The organism is Longispora urticae, assembly GCF_053902585.1.
Genome location: NZ_JAQZSH010000035.1, coordinates 325,887 through 345,593, shown reverse-complemented (window position 1 = coordinate 345,593; position 19,707 = coordinate 325,887). Strand labels below are relative to the sequence as shown.

General features: G+C 70.3%; 16 protein-coding genes. 10 read left to right on the top strand and 6 right to left on the bottom strand.

From position 1 onward, the window contains the following. The 9 genes from PT931_RS24230 to PT931_RS24190 are packed head-to-tail and all read left to right on the top strand — an operon-like array spanning window position 1 to window position 11,369. Window positions 1–2,385: an NADH-quinone oxidoreductase subunit G gene (locus PT931_RS24230; RefSeq protein ID WP_456247995.1), complete on the top strand. Its 2,385-nt coding sequence runs from the start codon at window positions 1–3 to the stop codon at window positions 2,383–2,385. Next, a complete protein-coding gene (gene nuoH, locus PT931_RS24225) occupies window positions 2,382–3,707 on the top strand; it encodes an NADH-quinone oxidoreductase subunit NuoH (protein WP_456247994.1) in 1,326 nt (441 codons plus the stop codon). The genes PT931_RS24230 and nuoH overlap by 4 nt, the downstream gene beginning before the upstream one ends. 2 nt (window positions 3,708–3,709) lie before the next feature. Beyond that, the gene (nuoI, locus tag PT931_RS24220; RefSeq protein ID WP_197006605.1) at window positions 3,710–4,255 is read left to right on the top strand and encodes an NADH-quinone oxidoreductase subunit NuoI; all 546 of its coding nucleotides are present in this window, start codon (window positions 3,710–3,712) and stop codon (window positions 4,253–4,255) included. Beyond that, the gene (locus PT931_RS24215; RefSeq protein WP_456247993.1) at window positions 4,252–5,022 is read left to right on the top strand and encodes an NADH-quinone oxidoreductase subunit J; all 771 of its coding nucleotides are present in this window, start codon (window positions 4,252–4,254) and stop codon (window positions 5,020–5,022) included. Before nuoI ends, PT931_RS24215 begins: the two co-directional genes overlap by 4 nt. After that, a complete protein-coding gene (gene nuoK, locus PT931_RS24210) occupies window positions 5,022–5,330 on the top strand; it encodes an NADH-quinone oxidoreductase subunit NuoK (RefSeq protein ID WP_456247992.1) in 309 nt (102 codons plus the stop codon). The genes PT931_RS24215 and nuoK overlap by 1 nt, the downstream gene beginning before the upstream one ends. 45 nt (window positions 5,331–5,375) lie before the next feature. After that, window positions 5,376–7,250, top strand: coding sequence for an NADH-quinone oxidoreductase subunit L (gene nuoL / locus PT931_RS24205; protein WP_456248200.1), 1,875 nt, complete (start codon window positions 5,376–5,378; stop codon window positions 7,248–7,250). Next, the gene (locus tag PT931_RS24200; protein ID WP_456247991.1) at window positions 7,247–8,782 is read left to right on the top strand and encodes an NADH-quinone oxidoreductase subunit M; all 1,536 of its coding nucleotides are present in this window, start codon (window positions 7,247–7,249) and stop codon (window positions 8,780–8,782) included. Before nuoL ends, PT931_RS24200 begins: the two co-directional genes overlap by 4 nt. Window positions 8,783–8,823: 41 nt before the next feature. Beyond that, window positions 8,824–10,338 carry an NADH-quinone oxidoreductase subunit NuoN gene (gene nuoN / locus PT931_RS24195; RefSeq protein WP_456248199.1) on the top strand — a complete coding sequence of 505 codons (1,515 nt, stop codon included), beginning with the start codon at window positions 8,824–8,826 and terminating at the stop codon, window positions 10,336–10,338. A gap of 26 nt (window positions 10,339–10,364) precedes the next feature. Then, on the top strand, window positions 10,365–11,369 hold the full coding sequence (locus tag PT931_RS24190; RefSeq protein ID WP_456247990.1) for a polyprenyl synthetase family protein: 1,005 nt from the start codon (window positions 10,365–10,367) through the stop codon (window positions 11,367–11,369). 141 nt (window positions 11,370–11,510) lie between these two features. On the opposite strand, the gene PT931_RS24185 is transcribed toward PT931_RS24190, so the two are convergent. Then, window positions 11,511–12,716 carry an MFS transporter gene (locus tag PT931_RS24185; protein WP_456247989.1) on the bottom strand — a complete coding sequence of 402 codons (1,206 nt, stop codon included), beginning with the start codon at window positions 12,714–12,716 and terminating at the stop codon, window positions 11,511–11,513. A 256-nt stretch (window positions 12,717–12,972) separates the two neighbouring features. Between PT931_RS24185 and PT931_RS24180 the strand changes: the two genes are divergently transcribed. Then, entirely contained in the window at window positions 12,973–13,722 is a 750-nt protein-coding gene (locus PT931_RS24180; RefSeq protein ID WP_456247988.1) for an IclR family transcriptional regulator, read from the top strand. 99 nt (window positions 13,723–13,821) lie between these two features. On the opposite strand, the gene rarD is transcribed toward PT931_RS24180, so the two are convergent. The 5 genes from rarD to PT931_RS24155 all read right to left on the bottom strand — a co-directional run bounded on the left by rarD (window position 13,822) and on the right by PT931_RS24155 (window position 19,682). Then, the gene (gene rarD, locus PT931_RS24175) at window positions 13,822–14,736 is read right to left on the bottom strand and encodes an EamA family transporter RarD (protein WP_363729571.1); all 915 of its coding nucleotides are present in this window, start codon (window positions 14,734–14,736) and stop codon (window positions 13,822–13,824) included. Window positions 14,737–14,947: 211 nt separating this feature from the next. Next, entirely contained in the window at window positions 14,948–15,325 is a 378-nt protein-coding gene (locus tag PT931_RS24170) for a phage holin family protein (protein ID WP_456247987.1), read from the bottom strand. Between the two features lie 101 nt (window positions 15,326–15,426). Beyond that, window positions 15,427–16,698 (bottom strand): acyltransferase family protein, encoded by a 1,272-nt coding sequence (locus tag PT931_RS24165; RefSeq protein WP_456247986.1) that lies wholly within the window; start codon window positions 16,696–16,698, stop codon window positions 15,427–15,429. A 139-nt stretch (window positions 16,699–16,837) separates the two neighbouring features. Beyond that, a complete protein-coding gene (locus PT931_RS24160) occupies window positions 16,838–17,848 on the bottom strand; it encodes a 2-oxoacid:ferredoxin oxidoreductase subunit beta (RefSeq protein ID WP_456247985.1) in 1,011 nt (336 codons plus the stop codon). Beyond that, entirely contained in the window at window positions 17,835–19,682 is a 1,848-nt protein-coding gene (locus tag PT931_RS24155) for a 2-oxoacid:acceptor oxidoreductase subunit alpha (protein ID WP_456247984.1), read from the bottom strand. Before PT931_RS24155 ends, PT931_RS24160 begins: the two co-directional genes overlap by 14 nt. Window positions 19,683–19,707: the final 25 nt, after the last annotated feature.

The following is a 19,707-nucleotide window of genomic DNA, read 5'->3' as shown; positions in this document are numbered from 1 at the left end:
ATGACCGACAAGGTAACCCTCACGATCGACGGCATCGAGGTCAGCGTCCCCAAGGGCACGCTGGTCATCCGGGCCGCCGAGCAGCTGGGCATCGACATCCCCCGGTTCTGCGACCACCCGCTGCTCGAGCCGGCCGGTGCCTGTCGGCAGTGTCTGGTCGACGTGGAGGGCCAGCGCAAGCCGGTCGCCTCCTGCACCCAGACCTGCGCCGACGGTATGGTCGTCAAGACCCAGCACACCTCGCAGGTGGCCGAGAAGGCCCAGGCCGGGATCATGGAGTTCCTGCTCCTGAACCACCCGCTGGACTGCCCGGTCTGCGACAAGGGCGGCGAGTGCCCCCTGCAGAACCAGGCCATGACGGCCGGCCGGACCGAGGCCCGGTTCTCCGAGGTCAAGCGGGAGTTCCGCAAGCCGCTGCCGATCTCGTCCCAGGTGCTCCTGGACCGCGAGCGCTGCATCCTCTGCCAGCGCTGCACCCGGTTCTCCGAGGAGATCGCCGGCGACCCGTTCATCGACCTGATGGAGCGCGGCGCGTCCGAGCAGATCGGCGTCGCCGAGGGGGAGCCGTTCAACTCCTACTTCTCCGGCAACACCGTGCAGATCTGCCCGGTGGGCGCGCTGACCGGTGCCCAGTACCGGTTCCGGGCCCGCCCGTTCGACCTGGTTTCCACGCCGAGCGCCTGCGAGCACTGCGCCGCCGGCTGCGACCTGCGCACCGACTCCCGGCGGGGCAAGGTCATGCGCCGCCTCGCGGGGGACGACACGCAGGTCAACGAGGAGTGGAGCTGCGACAAGGGCCGCTGGGGCTTCCAGTACGTCAACGCGTTCGACCGGCTCACCGACCCGCTGATCCGCGACAAGGAGACCGGCGAGTTCCGTAAGGCGTCGTGGTCCGAGGCGCTGCGGTTCGCGGCCGAGGGCCTGCGCGGCAAGAAGGCCGGCGTGCTCACCGGCGGCCGGCTGACCGTCGAGGACGCCTACGCGTACGCGAAGTTCGCCCGGGTCGCCCTGGGCACCAACGACATCGACTTCCGGGCCCGGCCGCACTCCGCGGAGGAGGCCGACTTCCTGGCCGCCGCCGTCGCCGCCGAGGGTTCCGCGAGCTACCTGGACATCGAGGCCGCCCCGGCGGTCATCCTCGCGGGCCTGGAGCCCGAGGAGGAGTGCCCGATCCTGTTCCTCCGACTGCGCAAGTCGTCGGTGAAGCACGGCGTGCGGGTGTTCTCGGTCCAGCCGTTCGCGACCGGGTCGGTCACGAAGACCAGCGGCACGCTGATCCCCGCCGCCCCGGGCACCGAGTCCGAGGTCCTCGACGCCCTGATCGGCGGCGAGCCCATCTCCGGTGCCTCCCCGGCGGTCGAGGCCGCGCGCCTCGCCCTCCGCGAGCCGGGCGCGATCCTGCTGGTCGGCGAGCGGCTGGCCACGGTGCCGGGCGCGCTCAGCGCGGCCGTCGCCCTGGCGGAGGCCACCGGCGCGAAGCTCGCGTGGGTGCCGCGCCGGGCCGGCGACCGGGGCGCGATCGACGCCGGCTGCCTGCCGAACCTGCTCCCCGGCGGCCGCGTGGTGGACGACCTGTCCGCCCGCGCCCAGCTGGCCGAGCGCTGGGGCGTCGAGTCCCTGCCGTCCACCCCGGGCCGCGACACGGCGGGCATCCTCGCCGCCGCCGCGTCCGGTGACGTCGAGGCGCTGGTCGTCGCGGGTGTCGACCCGCACGACCTGGCCGACGTCCGGGGTGCCGAGGCCGCGCTGGACAGCGTCGGCTTCCTGGTCTCCCTCGAACTGCGGATGAGCGCGGTGGCCCGGCGGGCCGACGTGATCTTCCCGGTCGCGGCGACCGTGGAGAAGGCCGGCTCCTTCCTGAACTGGGAGGGCCGGGTCCGCACCTTCGACCAGGTCCTCAGCCCGGGCACCATGCCCGACGCGCGGGTGCTGTCCGCGATCGCCGCCGAGCTGGGCGTGACCCTGGGCGGGGAGGTGGCCGCGCTGCGCAAGGAGCTCGGTCAGCTGCCGGCCGTCACGACCCGGCCGTCCGCCCCCCGGGTCCGCCCGGAGGAGCCGCTGTCCCCCGGTCGGGGCCAGGCGGTGCTGGCGAGCTGGCGGATGCTGGTCGACCTGGGCGCGATGCTCGACGGCGACGACCACCTGGGTGGTACGGCGCGCACGCCCGTCGCCCGGCTCTCGCAGGCCACCGCGGACGCCATCGGCGCGACCGAGTCGGTGACCGTGGGGACCGGGACCGGTGCGATCACGCTGCCGCTGCAGGTCACGCACATGCCGGACCACGTGGTCTGGGTGCCGACGAACTCACCCGGCTCCACCGTGCACCGCACGCTGGGCACGGTCGCCGGTGACGTGGTCAACATCAGTGCTGGAGGGGCGCAGTGATCCTCGCGGACAGCCCGAAACTGGAGGACTTCGGCCACGACGTGTGGTGGATCATCCTCATCAAGGTCGTCGGCATCTTCGCGTTCCTGGTCGTGATGACGCTCTTCACGATCTGGTACGAGCGCAAGGTCGTCGGTCGGATGCAGCACCGGCCCGGCCCGAACCGGGTCGGCCCGATCGGTCTGCTCCAGTCTCTCGCGGACGGCCTGAAGCTGGCGTTCAAGGAAGACATCATGCCGAAGCTGGCCGACAAGGCGGTGTTCTTCATCGCCCCGGTCATCTCGACGGTGTGCGCCTTCACCGCCTTCGCGATCATGCCGCTCGGCCCGAACGTGAGCATGTTCGGCGAGAAGACGCCGTTGCAGCTCACGGACCTGCCGGTCGCGGTGCTGCTCGTCCTCGCGTGCTCGGGCCTGGGCATCTACGGGATCGTGCTGGGCGGTTGGGCCTCCGGCTCGACGTACCCGCTGCTCGGCGGTCTGCGGTCCGCCGCGCAGATGATCTCCTACGAGGTCGCGATGGGGCTGTCCATCGTGGCCGTCTTCATGACCGCCGGCTCGATGTCGACGAGCGAGATCGTGGCCGCGCAGGCCGACGGCCGCCAGCAGCAGATCTTCGGCACGGACGTCACGCTGCCCGGCTGGTACGCGATCCTGCTGCTGCCGAGCTTCCTGATCTACTTCATCTCGGCGGTCGGTGAGACCAACCGGGCCCCGTTCGACCTGCCCGAGGCGGAGTCGGAGCTGGTCGGTGGCTTCCACACCGAGTACTCCTCGCTGAAGTTCGCCCTGTTCTTCCTCGCCGAGTACATCAACATGGTGACCGTGTCGGGCCTGTGCACGACGCTGTTCCTCGGCGGCTGGCGGGCACCGGCGCCGATCAGCACCTGGTGGGCCGGCGCGAACGCCGGCTGGTGGCCGCTGCTGTGGTTCACGGCCAAGGTCCTGATCCTGCTGTTCGTGTTCGTCTGGCTGCGGGGCACGCTGCCCCGGCTGCGGTACGACCAGTTCATGCGCTTCGGCTGGAAGGTCCTGGTCCCGGTCAACCTGGTCTGGATCCTGCTGGTCGCGGGCGTCCGGGTGGCCCCGAAGGCGGACCGGGCGGTGCAGATCGCGATCTGGACCGGGTTCGCCGTGCTCTTCGCGGTCATCATCCTGTTCTGGCCGAAGAAGCAGCCGACGCTGCCGGCCCGGGCCGCGGACGAGAGGCGGCCCAAGGGCAGCTTCCCGATGCCGCCGATGGATCTCGTGGTCCCGCCGAGCCCCCGGCTCAAGCGCGTGGCCGTCGAACATGCCGCCGCCAGCGGCGAGCAGGGAGAGTAACGGTGTTCGAGTCTGTCAAGGGCTTCGGCGTCACCTTCGCGCACATGTTCAAGAAGGTCGTGACCGAGGAGTACCCGGAGTACCGCAAGCCGACCGCGCCGCGCTACCACGGCCGGCACATCCTCAACCGTCACCCCGACGGGCTGGAGAAGTGTGTCGGCTGCGAGCTGTGCGCGTGGGCGTGCCCGGCCGACGCGATCTACGTCGAGGGCGCGGACAACTCCGACGGCGAGCGCTACTCGCCCGGTGAGCGCTACGCCGGCGTGTACCAGATCAACTACGCCCGCTGCATCTTCTGCGGGCTGTGCATCGAGGCCTGCCCGACGCGTTCGCTGACGATGAGCAACGAGTACGAGCTGGCCAGCGACTCCCGCAAGGACCTGATCTTCACGAAGGAGCAGCTGCTCGCGCCGCTGCTGCCGGGCATGGAGCAGCCGCCGCACCCGATGCGGCTCGGCGAGTCGGAGAAGGACTACTACGTCGGCGCGCTGACCAACCCGGGCACCAGCGCCGGCGCGGAGCGCGTGAAGCCCGGAGGTGTCGCGTGAACACCGCTCTCCTGGCGGCTGACGCCACCGCCGTGCCGGGCTGGGCCTGGATCGTCTGGAGCCTGCTCGCCCTGGTCGCGGTCGCGGGCGGCGTGGGCATGGTGCTCGCCAAGAACGCCGTGCACTCGGCGCTGTTCCTGGTCTGCACGATGCTCACCCTGGGTGTCTTCTACATCATCCAGGCCGGTCCGTTCATCGGCATGGTGCAGATCATCGTCTACACCGGCGCGATCATGATGCTGTTCCTGTTCGTGCTGATGCTGATCGGCCGGGACGCCTCCGACTCGCTGATCGAGACGCTGCGCGGCCAGCGCACCGCCGCGCTGCTGCTGGGCATCGGCTTCGCCGGCCTGGTCGTGACCGGCGTGGTCCGGGCGCTGGGCAAGGCCCCGGTGGCCGGCCTGGCGCAGGCCAACGCGGAAGGCAACACGCAGGGGATCGCCAAGGACCTGTTCACCTCCTACGTGTTCGCGTTCGAGGTCTCCAGCGCCCTGCTGATCACCGCGGCCGTCGGCGCGATGCTGCTGGCCCACGTCGAGAAGACCAAGGCGGAGAAGGTCACCCAGCGCGACCTGATGCAGGCCCGGTTCGCGCCGGGCAACTACCCGGCCCCCAAGCCGGGCCCGGGTGTGTTCGCGTCGACCAACTCCGTGGCCGCCCCCGGGCTGCTGCCCGACGGCTCGGTGGCCGGCCGGAGCCTGACCGCGCTGGTGCCGACCCGGGAGCTCACCGAGGCCGAGGCCAAGCCGAAGGGGACGGAGAAGTAATGGGGAACATCGACCCGAGCGCGTACATCGGGCTCTCCGCCCTGCTCTTCACGATCGGCGCGGTGGGCGTACTGGTCCGCCGGAACGCCATTGTGGTGTTCATGTGCATCGAGCTCATGCTGAACGCCGCGAACCTGGCCCTGGTCACGTTCAGCCGGATGAACGGCAACCTCGACGGGCAGATCATCGCCTTCTTCGTGATGGTCGTGGCCGCCGCCGAGGTCGTCATCGGCCTGGCGATCATCATGTCTATCTTCCGGACCCGCCGCTCGGCCTCGGTCGACGACGCCAACCTGCTGAAGTACTAAGAGGTACCGGTGGAAAACCCTGTGCACTTCGCCGACGCGACCGGGATGTTGACCAACATCTGGCTGCTCGTCGCGATCCCGCTCGCCAGCTCGGCTGTGCTCTTCCTGCTCGGCAAGCGTGCCGACAAGTGGGGTCACTGGCTGGGCGTCGCGAGCGTCGCGGCTTCCTTCGTCCTCGGGTTGATCTTCTTCTTCCAGCTCAAGGGCCTGGATGAGAACGCCCGCTCGGCCCAGGTGACTCTCTTCGAGTTCATCCCGGTCGGCGAGCTGAAGATCGACTTCGGGCTGCTGTTCGACCCGTTGTCGGCGGTCTTCGTACTGCTGATCACCGGGGTCGGCTCGCTGATCCACCTGTACGCGACCGGGTACATGGCCCACGACCCGGGCCGTCGGCGGTTCTTCGCCTTCTTCAACCTGTTCGTGGCCGCGATGTTGCTGCTGGTTCTCGGCAACAACTACGTGATGCTGTACTTCGGCTGGGAGGGCGTCGGTCTCGCCTCGTACCTGCTGATCTCGTTCTTCTTCGACAAGCCCAGCGCGGCGACGGCCGGCAAGAAGGCCTTCCTGATGAACCGGGTGGGTGACGCCGGGTTCGCGATCGCGCTGTTCCTGATGTTCGCCCAGCTCGGCACCGTCGACTACGAGGGCGTCTTCAACGGGGTCACGGGGCTGTCGCAGACCGTGGTCCTGATGATGGGCCTGCTGCTCCTGATCGGGGCGTGCGGCAAGTCCGGCCAGTTCCCGCTCCAGGCGTGGTTGCCGGACGCGATGGAGGGCCCGACCCCCGTGTCGGCCCTCATCCACGCGGCGACGATGGTCACGGCCGGCGTCTACCTGATCGCCCGCTCCAACGCCGTCTTCAGCGCCAACGCGACGCTGCAGACGATCGTGGTGAGCGTCGGGGCGTTGACCCTGCTGATCGGGTGCATCATCGGCTGCGCGAAGGACGACATCAAGCGGGTACTCGCCTACTCGACCGTCTCCCAGATCGGCTACATGTTCCTGGGCGTCGGACTGGGCGGGGCGGCGTACGCGCTGGCGATCATCCACCTCCTCGCGCACGGCTTCTTCAAGGCCGGCATGTTCCTCGGGGCCGGTTCGGTCATGCACGGCATGGGCGACCAGGTGGACATCCGCCGGTTCGGCGGGCTGTGGAAGTACATGAAGATCACCTGGATCACCTTCGGCCTCGGCTACCTGGCGATCATCGGGCTCTTCCCGTTCTCCGGCTTCTTCACCAAGGACCCGATCATCCTGGCCGCCTTCAACCGGCCCGGCTGGACCGGTTGGCTGTTCGGCGGCGCCGCCCTGCTGGGCGCCGGGCTGACGGCGTTCTACATGACCCGGCTGTTCGTGCTCACGTTCCACGGCCCGAAGCGGTGGACCGAGGACCAGCACCCGCACGAGTCGCCGGCCGTGATGACGATCCCGCTGATCCTGCTGGCGGTCGGCTCCGTCGCCGCCGGTTGGCTCATGTCGACCTCGGTCGTCGACTGGCTGACCCCGGTGCTCGGCGAGCACGAGGAGGCCCACGGCCACCTCGGGCACTGGACCGTCACCGCGCTGACCATCGGCATCGTGCTGCTCGGCGCCGGCCTCGGCTGGGCGCTGTTCCGCAAGGGCACCGCGTTCGAGGAGCAGCCGGCCGGCCCGCTCGTCACCGCGGCCCGCAACAACCTGTACGCCGACACGTTCAACGAGTTGGTGTTCGAGCTTCCCGGTAAGTACCTGACCCGGGCGCTGGTGTACTTCGACAACAAGGGCGTCGACGGCCTCGTCAACGGACTCGCGGCCATGGTCGGGGGCGGCTCCGGCCGACTCCGCCGGACGCAGACCGGTTTCGTGCGCACGTACGCCCTGTCCATGCTGGGAGGTGCGCTGCTCGTGGTAGCCGCGCTGATGGCGGTGACGCTCGGATGAGCAACTTTCCGTATCTGAGTCTGCTCGTCGGGCTGCCCCTGGTGGGCTCCGCGGTGCTGGCGTTCCTGCCCCGGAGTCAGGGGGCGCTGGCCAAGAAGCTCGCGCTCGCCTGGACCCTGGTGGTACTCGGTCTGACGGCGGCCCTGTGGTTCGCCTACAAGGCCAAGGGGGACCGCTTCCAGTTCCGGGAGTCCTACCCGTGGATCCCGCAGTGGGACGTCCGCTTCTCGTTCGAGGTGGACGGCATCGCCCTGGTCATGATCGCGCTGATCGGCGTGCTCGTCCCGCTGGTCGTCGTGGCCAGCTGGAAGACCGTGGAGAAGCTGGACGGCAAGCGGAGCGTCCCGGCGTACTTCGCCCTCCTCCTCGCCCTGCAGGGCCTGATGACCGGCGCGTTCGCGTCGAGTGACGTCCTGCTGTTCTACGTGTTCTTCGAGGCCATGCTGGTCCCGATGTACTTCCTGATCGGCTCGTACGGGGAGACCCAGCGTCGGCAGTACGCCGCCGTGAAGTTCTTCCTCTACTCCCTGGTCGGCGGCCTGTTCATGCTCGCCGCGGTCATCGGCCTGTGGGTGTACGGCGGGAACACGTTCAACTGGCACACCCTCCAGCAGGCCGAGTTCTCCACGATGGCCGAGCGCTGGATGTTCCTCGGGTTCTTCATCGCGTTCGCGATCAAGGCGCCGTTCTTCCCGTTCCACACCTGGCTGCCCGACGCCGGTGGCGCGGCTCCGGCCCCGGCCGCCGCGCTGCTCGTCGCGGTCATGGACAAGGTGGGTACGTTCGGCATCCTGCGGTACTGCCTGTCGCTCTTCCCGAACGCCTCGAAGTACTTCGCGCCCCTGGCCATCGCGCTGTCGCTCGTCGGCATCATCTACGCGGCGCTGCTCGCGGTCGGCCAGGACAACCTGAAGCGCCTCGTCGCGTACACCTCCGTGGCGCACTTCGGCTTCATCGGCATCGGGATCTTCGCGTTCACCACCCAGTCGGGTACGGGCGCGGTGCTCTACATGCTCAACCACGGCCTCGCGACCGGCCTGCTGTTCCTGGTCGTCGGCTTCCTGGTCGCCCGGCGCGGCAGCGCGTCGATCAAGGACTTCGGCGGCGCGGGCAAGCTGATGCCGATCCTCGCCGGGGTGTTCTTCATCGCCGGCCTGGCCTCGCTGGCCCTGCCGGGTACCAGCCCGTTCGTGTCCGAGTTCCTGGTGCTGATCGGCGTGTTCTCGGTCAACAAGACCGTGGCCGTGATCGCCACCCTCGGCATCGTGCTGGCCGCCGGCTACGTCCTGTGGATGTACCAGCGGACCATGCAGGGCACTCTCAACCCGGCCCTGAAGGAGGTGCCGGCGATGAACAGGGACATCAAGGTCCGTGAGCTCGTCGTCGTCACCCCGCTGATCGCGTTGATCCTGCTGCTCGGCTTTTACCCGAAGCCGGTCCTCGAAGTGATCAACCCGGCGGTCAGGGCCACGCTCATCCAGGATCTCGGGAAGAGCGACCCGGCTCCGATCTCGACGGAGGCAAAGAAGTGACGTTCCAGTTGCCGAACCTCGACTACCTGGCGCTGGCGCCGATGCTGGTCCTGTTCGCGGCCGCGTGCGCGAGCATCCTGGTCGAGGCAGCGGTCCCGCGCGACTGGCGCTACCGGGTCCAGGTTCCGCTGACGTTGGTCTCCCTGCTCGTGGCCGGGGTGTTCCTGGTCAAGCTGGCGACGAAGTACGCCGACGACACCACCGGGGTCATCTCGCAGGGCACGCTCACCGCGGGCAAGGCCGTGGCGATCGACGGCCCGGCGCTGTTCCTGCAGGGCGCGCTGGTCGTGCTCGGGATCATCGCGGTGCTGCTGATCTCGGAGCGCAGGCTGGAGGCCGGGGGCGCGTTCGTGGCCCAGGCCGCTGTCACGGCCGGCTCGCAGGCCGACCGCCGGCAGGCGAAGGCCGGCGGCGCCACCGAGGTGTACGCCATGGTGCTGTTCGCCCTGGCCGGCATGATGCTGTTCTGTGCCGCCAACGACCTGCTGACCATGTTCGTGGCGCTCGAGGTGTTCTCGCTGCCGCTGTACCTGCTCTGCGCGCTGGCCCGCCGTCGCCGGCTGCTCAGCCAGGAGGCGTCGCTCAAGTACTTCCTGCTGGGCGCGTTCGCCTCGGCGTTCTTCCTGTACGGCGTCGCCATGATCTACGGCTACGCCGGCCGGATCGACTTCGCGAGCATCCACCAGGCGGTGGCCACCTCCGACCGGAGCCGGACGCTGCTGCTGATCGGCATCGCGATGCTCGCCATCGGGCTGCTGTTCAAGATCGCGGCCGTGCCGTTCCACGTGTGGACCCCGGACGTCTACCAGGGCGCCCCGACCCCGGTCACCGCCTTCATGGCGGCGTGCACCAAGGTCGCGGCGTTCGGTGGCCTGGTCCGGGTGCTGTACGTGGCGTTCGAGCGGTCGAGCTGGGACTTCCGGCCGGTCCTCGGCGTCATCGCGGCGCTCACCATGGTCATCGGCGCGGTGCTCGCGGTCACCCAGACGGACATCAAGCGCCTGCTGGCCTACTCCTCGATCGCCAACGCCGGTTACCTGCTGACCGGCGCGCTGGCGATGAACGCGGACGGCCTGCGGTACACGATGTTCTACCTGGTCGCGTACGGCTTCACCGTGCTCGCCGCGTTCGGGATCATCACGCTGGTCCGCGACGCCGACGGCGAGGCCACCCACCTGTCCCGGTGGGCCGGGCTGGGCCGGCGCTCGCCGCTGGTCGCCGCGGTGTTCACGTTCCTGATGCTGGCCTTCGCGGGTATCCCCCTGACGAGCGGGTTCACCGCCAAGTTCGGGGTGTTCGCGGCGGCCGTGGGCGGGAACATGACCTGGCTGGTACTCGTCGGCGTGGTCAGCAGCATGATCATCGCGTTCCCGTACCTGCGGGTCGTGGTCCTCATGTGGCTGTCCGAAGCCGGGGAGGACACCCCGACCGTGTCCATTCCGGGAATGTTCACCTCGATCGCCGTGGCGTTCGGTGTGATCCTGACCCTCGTACTGGGTATCGTCCCGCAGGCGGCTCTCCAGCTCGCCATCAACGCGGGTACTTTCCTGAGATAGATACGTCGTATGGCATCGTGGGGGGCGTGGTGACAACGCAGAGCCTGACCAGTGCGATCGGGCTGGAGTTCGCTGACTCGGAGCTCGAGGCTGCCGTTCTGGCCGGCCTCGACACCGTGGAGACGGAGCTCCGCTCGGCGGTGGCCAGCGCCGACCCGTTCGTCACCGAGGCCGCCCGGCACCTCGTGGAGGCGGGCGGCAAGCGGGTCCGACCGATGTTGACGCTGCTCTCGGCGCACTTCGGCGACCCGGCCGCGCCCCTGGTGGTGCCGAGCGCCCTGGTGCTCGAGCTGACCCACCTCGCCACGCTGTACCACGACGACGTGATGGACGAGGCCGCCGTCCGCCGGGGGGCGCCCAGCGCCAACTCCCGGTGGACGAACACGGTCGCCATCCTGACCGGCGACTACCTGTTCGCGAAGGCCGCCTCGATCGCCGCGGAACTGGGCACCGAGGCGGTCCGGATCCAGGCCGAGACGTTCGCCCGGCTGGTCCAGGGCCAGATCCGGGAGACGGTCGGCCCCCGCGAGGGCGTCGACCCGATCGAGCACCACCTGGATGTGCACCGGGACAAGACCGGTTCGCTGATCGCCACCTGCTGCCGGTTCGGCGCGATGTTCGGCGGCGCGGACGAGAAGGTGACGAACACGGTCACCCAGTTCGGCGAGGTGTTCGGGATCGCGTTCCAGCTGTCCGACGACCTGTTGGACATCGCCTCGGAGTCGGTCTACTCGGGCAAGGTGCCCGGCACGGACCTGCGCGAGGGCATCGCCACCCTCCCGGTGCTGTACGCGCTGGAGGGCCCCGACAACCGGCTCCGCCAGCTGCTGGCCCAGGGGCCGCTGACCGACGACGCCGAGCACGCCGAGGCGCTGGGGCTGCTGCGACACTCGCCGGCGATGGGCCGGGCCCGGGCGACGCTGGAGGAGTACGTGTCGGAGGCCCGCCGGCTGCTCGGCGAGCTGCCGGACGTGCCGGCGCGGCAGGCCCTGGCGTCGATGTGCGACTTCGTCACGGCCCGGATGGGCTAGCCAGACCACGTTGACCGCCCGCCACGCACTGTGGCGGGCGGTTTCCGTTTCCCCGGTGCCGACCGGCGGCGGCCCACACGGGGCACCCGAGCCCACACGAGGCGCCCCTGCCGGGCGTGCCGGCACCCGGGCCGGCCGTGCTCACCCCGTACCCGTCGAGGCCTGGATCCTGTCCCTGTTGGCCCGCAGCATCCGCGCCCCCGACAGCATCCCCACCGCCGCCAACCCCATCGACCCGGCCGCACACAACCACGTCACCGTGTACGACGTGTGCGCCGTGACCGTCCCCAGCGTCAACGGCCCCACGAACGCCCCCAGATACACCCCGGTCTGCGTGATCGCCGTGGCCGAGGCCGGAGCCGTGGGGTGCAGCTGGACCACGGCGTAGTTCATCAGCCCCGGCCAGGCCCAGCCCAGCCCGAACGCGAGCAGCACCCCGGCGATCATGGTCGGCACCCCGGCGACGCTCAACAGGGCCATCCCGAGCGCCCCGACGCCCAGCATCCCGGCCAGCACCGACACGTGTCCGCCGTCGGGCCGGCGGTCCGCGAGCCAGCCGACCAGGATCCGGGCGGCCACGCACACGGCGCTGCCGGCGGTCAGGGTCAACGCCGCGACGGCCGGGTCGATGCCCCGGGCGACGCTGGAGGACACCAGGAACGTGCCCAGCGCGTTGGCCGCCGCCGAGGCGAAGGTCGCGCTGGCCCCGATGACGACGAGGGCGGTGGTGGCCCCGCGTTCGCGCCGCCCGGTGCGCCGGACCGGCCGGGCCAGGTCGGGCTGCACGAGCGGCAGGGCGGCGAGCGCGACGGCGGCGGCGAACACCCAGGCCCACCGCCAGCCGACGGTGAGCGCGAGCAGCGGCACGGTCGTACCCGCCAGCAGGGTCGAGATAGGAACCGCGGCCTGCTTGATGCCGAACACCAGGCCCTGCCGCCCGGCCGGGATCCGTTGCGCGAGCGTGGTGTTCGCGGCGAGCTGGCCGACGGAGTTGGCGACACTGCCGAAGAGCAGGAACAACACCAGTTGGAGGTACGAGTGGGCCAGCGCCGCCACCGCCAGCATCGACGTGGCGGCCACCAGGATGGCGCCCCGACTGCTGGCAGCGGCCCCGAAGCGTTCCACGATCGCCCCGGCGGGGATGCCGGCCAGCGCGCTGCCGCCGAAGTACGTGGCGACGACCAGGCCGAGGCCCGCCGGGTCGAAGTGCAGCTCGGCCGACAGCTGGACGGCGAGGCCTCCGATGAGGAACACGGGGATCACGGAGGCGATGGTCGTGCTGACCCCGCCGAGGGTCGCGCGGCGGGTCTGCGCCCGGGTCGGGGCGGCCGCCGTCAGCACTGTCATGGTTCCGACACTAGGGAGGTGTGTCGGAAAAAGCAGTGGCCCGCATCGCAGTACGTGTCCGCGCGTTAATAGATAGTGGTGATGGGTGCCCGTCGGGGTGTTCCCTGATGGGGTTTTGTTCCCTATCGTGAAGGGTGGCGCACCTCACCCTGAGGCCGTCGTGGAGGTTGTTGTGAGAGAACTCGGTGATCACGAGCTGGGCCGGGAGCCAACTCGCGCCTTGGGCAGTGAGCCGCCGCCAGATCTCATCCGCAGCGTGTCCCGGGCATTCCGGATCGTTGAGGCGGTGGGTGACACCCCGAAGGGGTTGACGCCCAAGCAGATCGCCCGCAGATGTGAGCTCAACCTGGCGACTGTTTACCACCTGGTCCGTACCCTCTCCTACGAGGGCTACCTGCACCGTCGGGACAACGGCACGTTTGTCGCCGGCCTCAACTTCTCCGACCGGTACCGGGAGATGTCCGCCGCCTTCAGCGCGCCGGTCAACGTCGCGGACGGTCTGCGCCGTGCCGCCGGCCGCACCGGGCACAGCCACTTCCTCGGCCGGTTCATCAACGGCCGGGTGGCGATCACGGGCGTGGCCGAGGGCGCGCGTTCGCCGCACCTGGAGGACCTGATCGTCGGGTTCGACGACGGCGCGCACGCCACCGCGCTCGGCAAGGCCCTGCTGGGCACGCTCAGCGCGCCGGCCCGCAGCCGGTACCTGCGCGAGTCCGGGATGCGGAAGTACACGGCGAAGACGATCACGGAGCACGACCGCCTGGAGTACGAGCTGACCCTGCACGGGCAGCGCGGGCTCTTCGTCGAGGTCGGGCAGTACCGGCCGAACGTCGCCTGTGCCGCGACCATGGTCTCCTACGGGCCGGACCCGGACCAGATCGTGGTCCTGACCTGCACGTTGCCGATGGAGGAGTTCGTGACCACGGCGGCGACGGTCAACCAGCGGATCCGCGCGGCGGCTCAGGGGTTGGCGAACGCCCTGACCAACTCGGAGGAAACCCGCTAGATCATTCTCTGGGTACGGCTGGCCGCCGACCGTCAGCTTCCGGGCTGGCGCGGCGGCCTTCGCCATTCCCGGGGGCGCTCGGCGCCGGGTCCCGCGTGGTCAGGCCGCGGTGGAGGCCAGGGCCGCGGCCTGGGTGGCCTGGCGGGTGCGGCGGGCCGAGCGCAGGCCGTCCACGGTGAAGATCACCAGCGCGAGCCAGACGAGGCTGAACCCGGCCAGCCGGAGCGGCGGCAGCGACTCGCCCAGGATCAGCACCCCGCACGCCAGCTGGAGAACCGGCGCGATGTACTGCAGGATCCCGATCGTCGACAGCGGCAGCCGGTTCGCCGCGCCCGCGAAGAACAGCAGCGGGATCGCGGTGGCCGCCCCGCCGCCGATCAGCAGCAGGGTGTGCCCGAGCCCGTGCCCGGTGAACGTGGCGCCCCCGTCGGCGGTCAGCCACGCCAGGTAGCCCAGGGCGGGCAGCGCGAGCACGGCGGACTCGACGAACATGCCCTCGGCCGCCGGGACCCCCAGGCGCTTCTTGATGAACCCGTACAGCGCGAAGGACGTGGCCAGGGTCAGCGCGATGTACGGCGGGTGCCCGTAGTCGTACGTCAGCACGCCGACGGCCGCCGCCCCGACCGCGAGCGCGCCCCACTGCCACGGCCGGAGCCGCTCGCGGAGCACCAGGACCCCGAGGAGCACGTTGAACAGCGGGTTGATGAAGTAGCCGAGCGAGGTCTCCACGACCCGGTGCGCGTTGACGCCGTAGATGTAGAAACCCCAGTTCACGGCGAGGACGACCGAGGCGGCGGTGATCCCGAGGACCGTCCGGAGCGGCAGCGCGCGCAGCCAGCTCCAGTGCCGCTTGACGGCGAGCAGCAGGGCGACGAAGGCGACGGACCACAGCACCCGGTGGGCGAGGATCTCGACGGCGCCGGCCGAGGCGAGGAGGTGCCAGTAGAGCGGGAAGAAGCCCCAGCAGACGTAGGCCAGTAGCCCGAACAGGTAGCCACGCCGGAGTTCGCTCACGCACAAACGGTAGTACCGGGCACCGATGGCGGCCTATGGTCTCGGTCACCCGATGACCCGAGGACTCCCGAGGATCGTGCTGTGCTGGGGCGGGGCGGAGTCGGTGTCGGGCCGAACATGGGGCCGGACATGCGGAAGGGCGGCCCGGACCGTGGTCCAGAGCCGCCCCGGCGGATTGCGTCAGCCGGTCACGCCGGCCGGCGCGCGCCGTCTAGTCGTTGTCCGCACCGGGCGTGATCAGGCTGAGTACCCAGCTCACGATGGCGACGATGATGCCGCCCCAGAACGCGGCCCAGAAGCCGGTGATGTGGAACGGCAGGTCGATCTTGTCCGCGATCCAGCTGGTGAGCCAGAACAGCAGCGCGTTCACGACCAGGGCGACGAGGCCCAGGGTGAGCGCGTAGAAGGCGCAGCCGATCGTCTGGATGATCGGCTTGATGACGGCGTTGATCAGTCCGAAGATCAGCGCGACCAGAAGGAGCGTGCCGACCTTTTTCCAGCCGGATGCGCCGATCTCGATCCCGGACACCAGGAGCGAGGCGACCCACACCGCGACAGCGGTGACGATGGTGCGGATGATGAAACCCATGGGCACATACTCTCAGAGCAGGCCGATCTTGTCAGGAGATACGTTCTGAGCCGGTAACCGGGCGCTGGGCGCCGGGATCGCGGTTGCCGCCGTGAGGCTGGTCAGGGCGCGTGATCCGAGCCCGTGCGGGTGCGCCGGACCGGGGCGGGGACGCGGGGCGTGCCCAGGACGCGGGGCGGGGTCTGGGCCTGGGGCGGCGTCAGGGCCGGGATGGGCGGCCGGGGCTGGGGCGACGGCGACAGGATGACCGGGCCCAGCGGACGTGACCGGGGGCGGGGCAGCGCCGTGGCGGGGGACTCGGCCGGGAGGGGACCGGGGCCGGGCCGGCGTGGGCTGGTCCGGAGCAGGAGTTTGCGGCAGGGGCTCTCGACGCCCGTGTACAGGGCCCAGGACAGGGTCAGGGCCACCGTGAAGGACGCCAGGGTCGCGGCGAGGCCCCCGGCGGCGCCCAGCTTGGGGTGCGAGACGAAGAGCGCTTCCCCGGTACGCATCACCAGAATGTGGATCATGTAGAAGGCGAACGACAGCTCCCCGAGCCGGACCATGACCGGGTGCCGCCACACCGACCGCGCACCGGTCAGGTCGGCGCCCGCCGCGGCCGCGATCACGAGGGCGAACCCGGGCACGGTGCACGCCGCGTACCGGAACGGGTCGGGCACCCACGCCGCCAGCGCGTACCCGGCGGCGAGCACGCCGAGCGACACGGCCATCCCGGGCCCCGGCCAGCGCCCGGCCCGCACCAGGCAGGCGAGCGCGACCCCGAGGACGAACTCCGGCAGCCGGACCAGCGGAAAGTACCGCGAGAGGTGGTCGTCGACGAGGAGCGGAAGGAGCACGGTCGCGGCCAGGCCGGCCCCGGCGGCGCACCACGCCCCCCGGGTTCCGAACCGGCGGACCAGCCAGAACAGCGCGGGGAACAGGGCGTAGAACAGGGCCTCGCAGGCCAGCGACCAGCTGACCGGGTTGACGCTCTGGCTGTACCCGATGGCGGTGTTCCACGGGTGCACCAGGAGCGCGTTGGCGGCCAGGGCGCCCCGGGACGGCAGCGAACCGGGGAGCAGCAGCCAGCCGAGCAGCAGCGCCAGGACGGCGGTCGCGGCGTGCAGCGGGTAGACCCGGGCGAACCGGCGGTGCCAGAAGGCGAGCGGGCGGTCGCGTTCGCGGGCCGACCAGGCCAGCACGAAGCCGGAGAGGACGAAGAAGAACGACACCCCGGTCGCGCCCGCGCCGAACAGGCCGTGCACGAGGTGGCCGGCGGGGCTGTCGCGGGCGAAGTACTCGACCGTGTGGACGTGCAGCCCGAACACCAGCAGCGCGGCGATCCAGCGGAGGCCGGTGAGGGAAAGGAGTTGATTTGCCGTAGTCGGCGGCATCCGGACGATGTTATAGACGTATGCCCATAGCTACAAGTCGCCGGCGCACCGGCACTCCGGAGAGGACGGTGCTCGCATCCGATGTGGAACGGGGGAGCCGGTGTCGCCGCCGCGCGGGGCGGCTACCGACGCCGGCCGGCTACGCCAGCGTCCAGGTGTCCCCGGTGCGCAGCAGCGCCGCGAGGTCCCCTTCGCCGTTGGCCCGGGCGGCCGCGACCTGCGACCGGACCAGCTCGTCGTACACCGGCCGGTGGACGTTGCGGAACACGCCGATCGGGGTGTGGCTCAGGTCGGCCTCGGGGAGCCGGGACAGCGCGAACGCGTAGGCCGGTTCGGCGACGGTCTCGTCGTGCACGATGATCTCGTCGGCGGCGACCTCGGCGGTGGCGGTGACCCGCAGCCCGAAGCCGCGCGGATCCTTGATCACGCACTTGTCGCCGAACACCAACGGCTGGCCGTGTTCCAGGCGGATCAGGGCCGCGTCGCGGGTGTCGGAGTCCTTGAGCAGGTCGAACGCGCCGTCGTTGAAGATGTTGCAGTTCTGGTAGATCTCGACGAACGCGGAGCCCTCGTGCGCGGCGGCGGCCCGGAGCACCGAGGTGAGGTGCTTGCGGTCGGAGTCGATGGTGCGGGCGACGAACGACGCCTCGGCCCCCAGCGCCAGGGAGATCGGGTTGAACGGCCAGTCGGTGGACCCCATCGGAGTGGACTTGGTGACCTTGCCGAGCTCGGAGGTGGGGGAGTACTGCCCCTTGGTCAGGCCGTAGATCCGGTTGTTGAACAGCAGGATCTTCAGGTTGACGTTGCGCCGGAGGGCGTGGATGAGGTGGTTGCCGCCGATGGACAGGGCGTCGCCGTCGCCGGTGACGACCCAGACGGACAGGTCCGGGCGGGACACCGACAGGCCGGTGGCGATGGCGGGGGCGCGGCCGTGGATGGAGTGCAGGCCGTAGGTGGACAGGTAGTACGGGAAGCGGGAGGAGCAGCCGATGCCGGAGACGAACACGGTGTTCTCGCGCTTGATGCCGAGTTCGGGCAGGAAGCCCTGCATGGCGGCCAGGATCGCGTAGTCCCCGCAGCCGGGGCACCAGCGGACCTCCTGGTCGGACTTGAAGTCCCGGGCGGTCAGCTTCAACTCAGTGCTGGTCATCGAGAACACGCTCCAACTCGGTTTCGAGTTCGTGAGAGGTGAACGGCAGGCCCCGGACCCTGTTGTACCCGACGGCGTCGATGAGGTACTTCGCGCGGAGCACGTGCGCGAGCTGGCCGAGGTTCATCTCGGGGATGACGACCCGGTCGTAGCCGGCCAGGACCTCGCCGAGGTTGGCCGGCAGCGGGGACAGGTGGCGCAGGTGGGCCTGGGCGATGTTCCGGTCCCGGGCGCGCAGGGCCCGGCAGGCGGCCCCGATCGGGCCGTAGGTGGAGCCCCAGCCCAGGACCAGCACGCGGGCCGCGCCGCTCGGATCCTCGACCTCGACATCGGGTACGACGATCCCGTCGATCTTGGCCGCCCGGGTCCGGACCATGAACTCGTGGTTGTCCGGGTCGTAGGAGATGTCGCCGGTCTCGTCGGCCTTCTCGATCCCGCCGATCCGGTGCTCCAGCCCGGGGGTGCCGGGCACCGCCCACGGCCGGGCCAGGGTCTCGGGATCCCGCAGGTAGGGCAGGAATCTGCCGTCCGGCGCGTTCGGCTCGGTGGCGAAGGAGACGTGCAGGTCGGGCAGGTCGTCCACGTTCGGGAGCAGCCACGGCTCGGAGCCGTTGGCCAGGTACCCGTCGGACAGCAGCAGCACCGGCGTCCGGTACGTCAGGGCGATCCGGGCCGCCTCCAGGGCCGCGTCGAAACAGTCGGACGGCGACCGGGGCGCGATGACCGCGACGGGGGCCTCGCCGTGCCGGCCGAACAGGGCCATGTTCAGGTCGGCCTGCTCGGTCTTGGTCGGCATTCCCGTGGACGGTCCGGCGCGCTGCACGTCCACGACGACCAGCGGGAGTTCCAGGGCGATGGCCAGGCTGATCGTCTCGCCCTTGAGCGCGACCCCGGGCCCGGAGGTGGTGGTCACGCCGATCGCCCCGCCGTAGGAGGCGCCCAGGGCCAGGCCGATCGCGGCGATCTCGTCCTCGGCCTGCACCGTGGTCACGCCGAACTTCTTGTGCTTGCTCAACTCGTGCAGGATGTCGGAGGCCGGGGTGATCGGGTACGCGCCGAGGAACACCGGCAGCCCGGAGCGCACCCCCGCCGCGACCAGCCCGTACGCGAGCGCCACGTTGCCCGTGATGTTGCGGTAGTCGCCCTTGGGCATCGCGGCCGGCTTCACCTCGTACTGCACGGCGAAGTCCTCGGTCGTCTCCCCGAACGACCAGCCCGCCTGGAACGCGGTGATGTTCGCGGCGGCCAGCTCGGGCCGGGCGGCGAACTTGCGCGCCAGGAACGCCAGGGTGCTCTCCGTCGGCCGGTGGTACAGCCAGGACAGCAGCCCGAGGGCGAACATGTTCTTGGCCCGCTCGGCGTCCTTCTTCCCGACCGGCTGCTCGGCCAGGGCCTTGACGGTCAGGGAGGTCAGCGGCACCGGGTGCACGGAGAACTTCTCCAGCGACCCGTCCTCGAGCGGATTGGCGGCGTAACCGACCTTGGTGAGTGCCCGGGTGGTGAACTCGTCGGTGTTGACGATGATCTCCGCGCCCGCGATCAGGTCGCCCACGTTGGCCTTCAGCGCCGCCGGGTTCATCGCGACCAGCACGTGCGGCGCGTCCCCGGGGGTCAGGATGTCGTAGTCGGCGAAGTGCACCTGGAAGCTGGACACGCCGGGCAGGGTGCCGGCGGGGGCCCGGATCTCAGCGGGGAAGTTCGGCAGGGTCGACAGGTCGTTGCCGAACTGCGCGGTTTCCGACGTGAACCGGTCCCCGGTCAGCTGCATGCCGTCCCCTGAGTCACCCGCGAACCGGATCACGACCCGGTCGAGCTGACGGAGCTGCTTCGTCACGCTGTTGCCTCCTTCGGAAGCTCCC

What these genes read in the sequence shown, in the direction of transcription:
- PT931_RS24200 (WP_456247991.1), top strand. Translation starts at nt 7,247, where the DNA reads ATGAGCAACTTTCCGTATCTGAGTCTGCTCGTCGGGCTGCCCCTGGTG.
- nuoK (WP_456247992.1), top strand. Translation starts at nt 5,022, where the DNA reads ATGGGGAACATCGACCCGAGCGCGTACATCGGGCTCTCCGCCCTGCTC.
- PT931_RS24160 (WP_456247985.1), bottom strand. Translation starts at nt 17,848, where the DNA reads ATGACCAGCACTGAGTTGAAGCTGACCGCCCGGGACTTCAAGTCCGAC.
- PT931_RS24170 (WP_456247987.1), bottom strand. Translation starts at nt 15,325, where the DNA reads ATGGGTTTCATCATCCGCACCATCGTCACCGCTGTCGCGGTGTGGGTC.
- nuoL (WP_456248200.1), top strand. Translation starts at nt 5,376, where the DNA reads ATGTTGACCAACATCTGGCTGCTCGTCGCGATCCCGCTCGCCAGCTCG.
- PT931_RS24230 (WP_456247995.1), top strand. Translation starts at nt 1, where the DNA reads ATGACCGACAAGGTAACCCTCACGATCGACGGCATCGAGGTCAGCGTC.
- PT931_RS24165 (WP_456247986.1), bottom strand. Translation starts at nt 16,698, where the DNA reads ATGCCGCCGACTACGGCAAATCAACTCCTTTCCCTCACCGGCCTCCGC.
- PT931_RS24185 (WP_456247989.1), bottom strand. Translation starts at nt 12,716, where the DNA reads ATGACAGTGCTGACGGCGGCCGCCCCGACCCGGGCGCAGACCCGCCGC.
- nuoN (WP_456248199.1), top strand. Translation starts at nt 8,824, where the DNA reads ATGCTGGTCCTGTTCGCGGCCGCGTGCGCGAGCATCCTGGTCGAGGCA.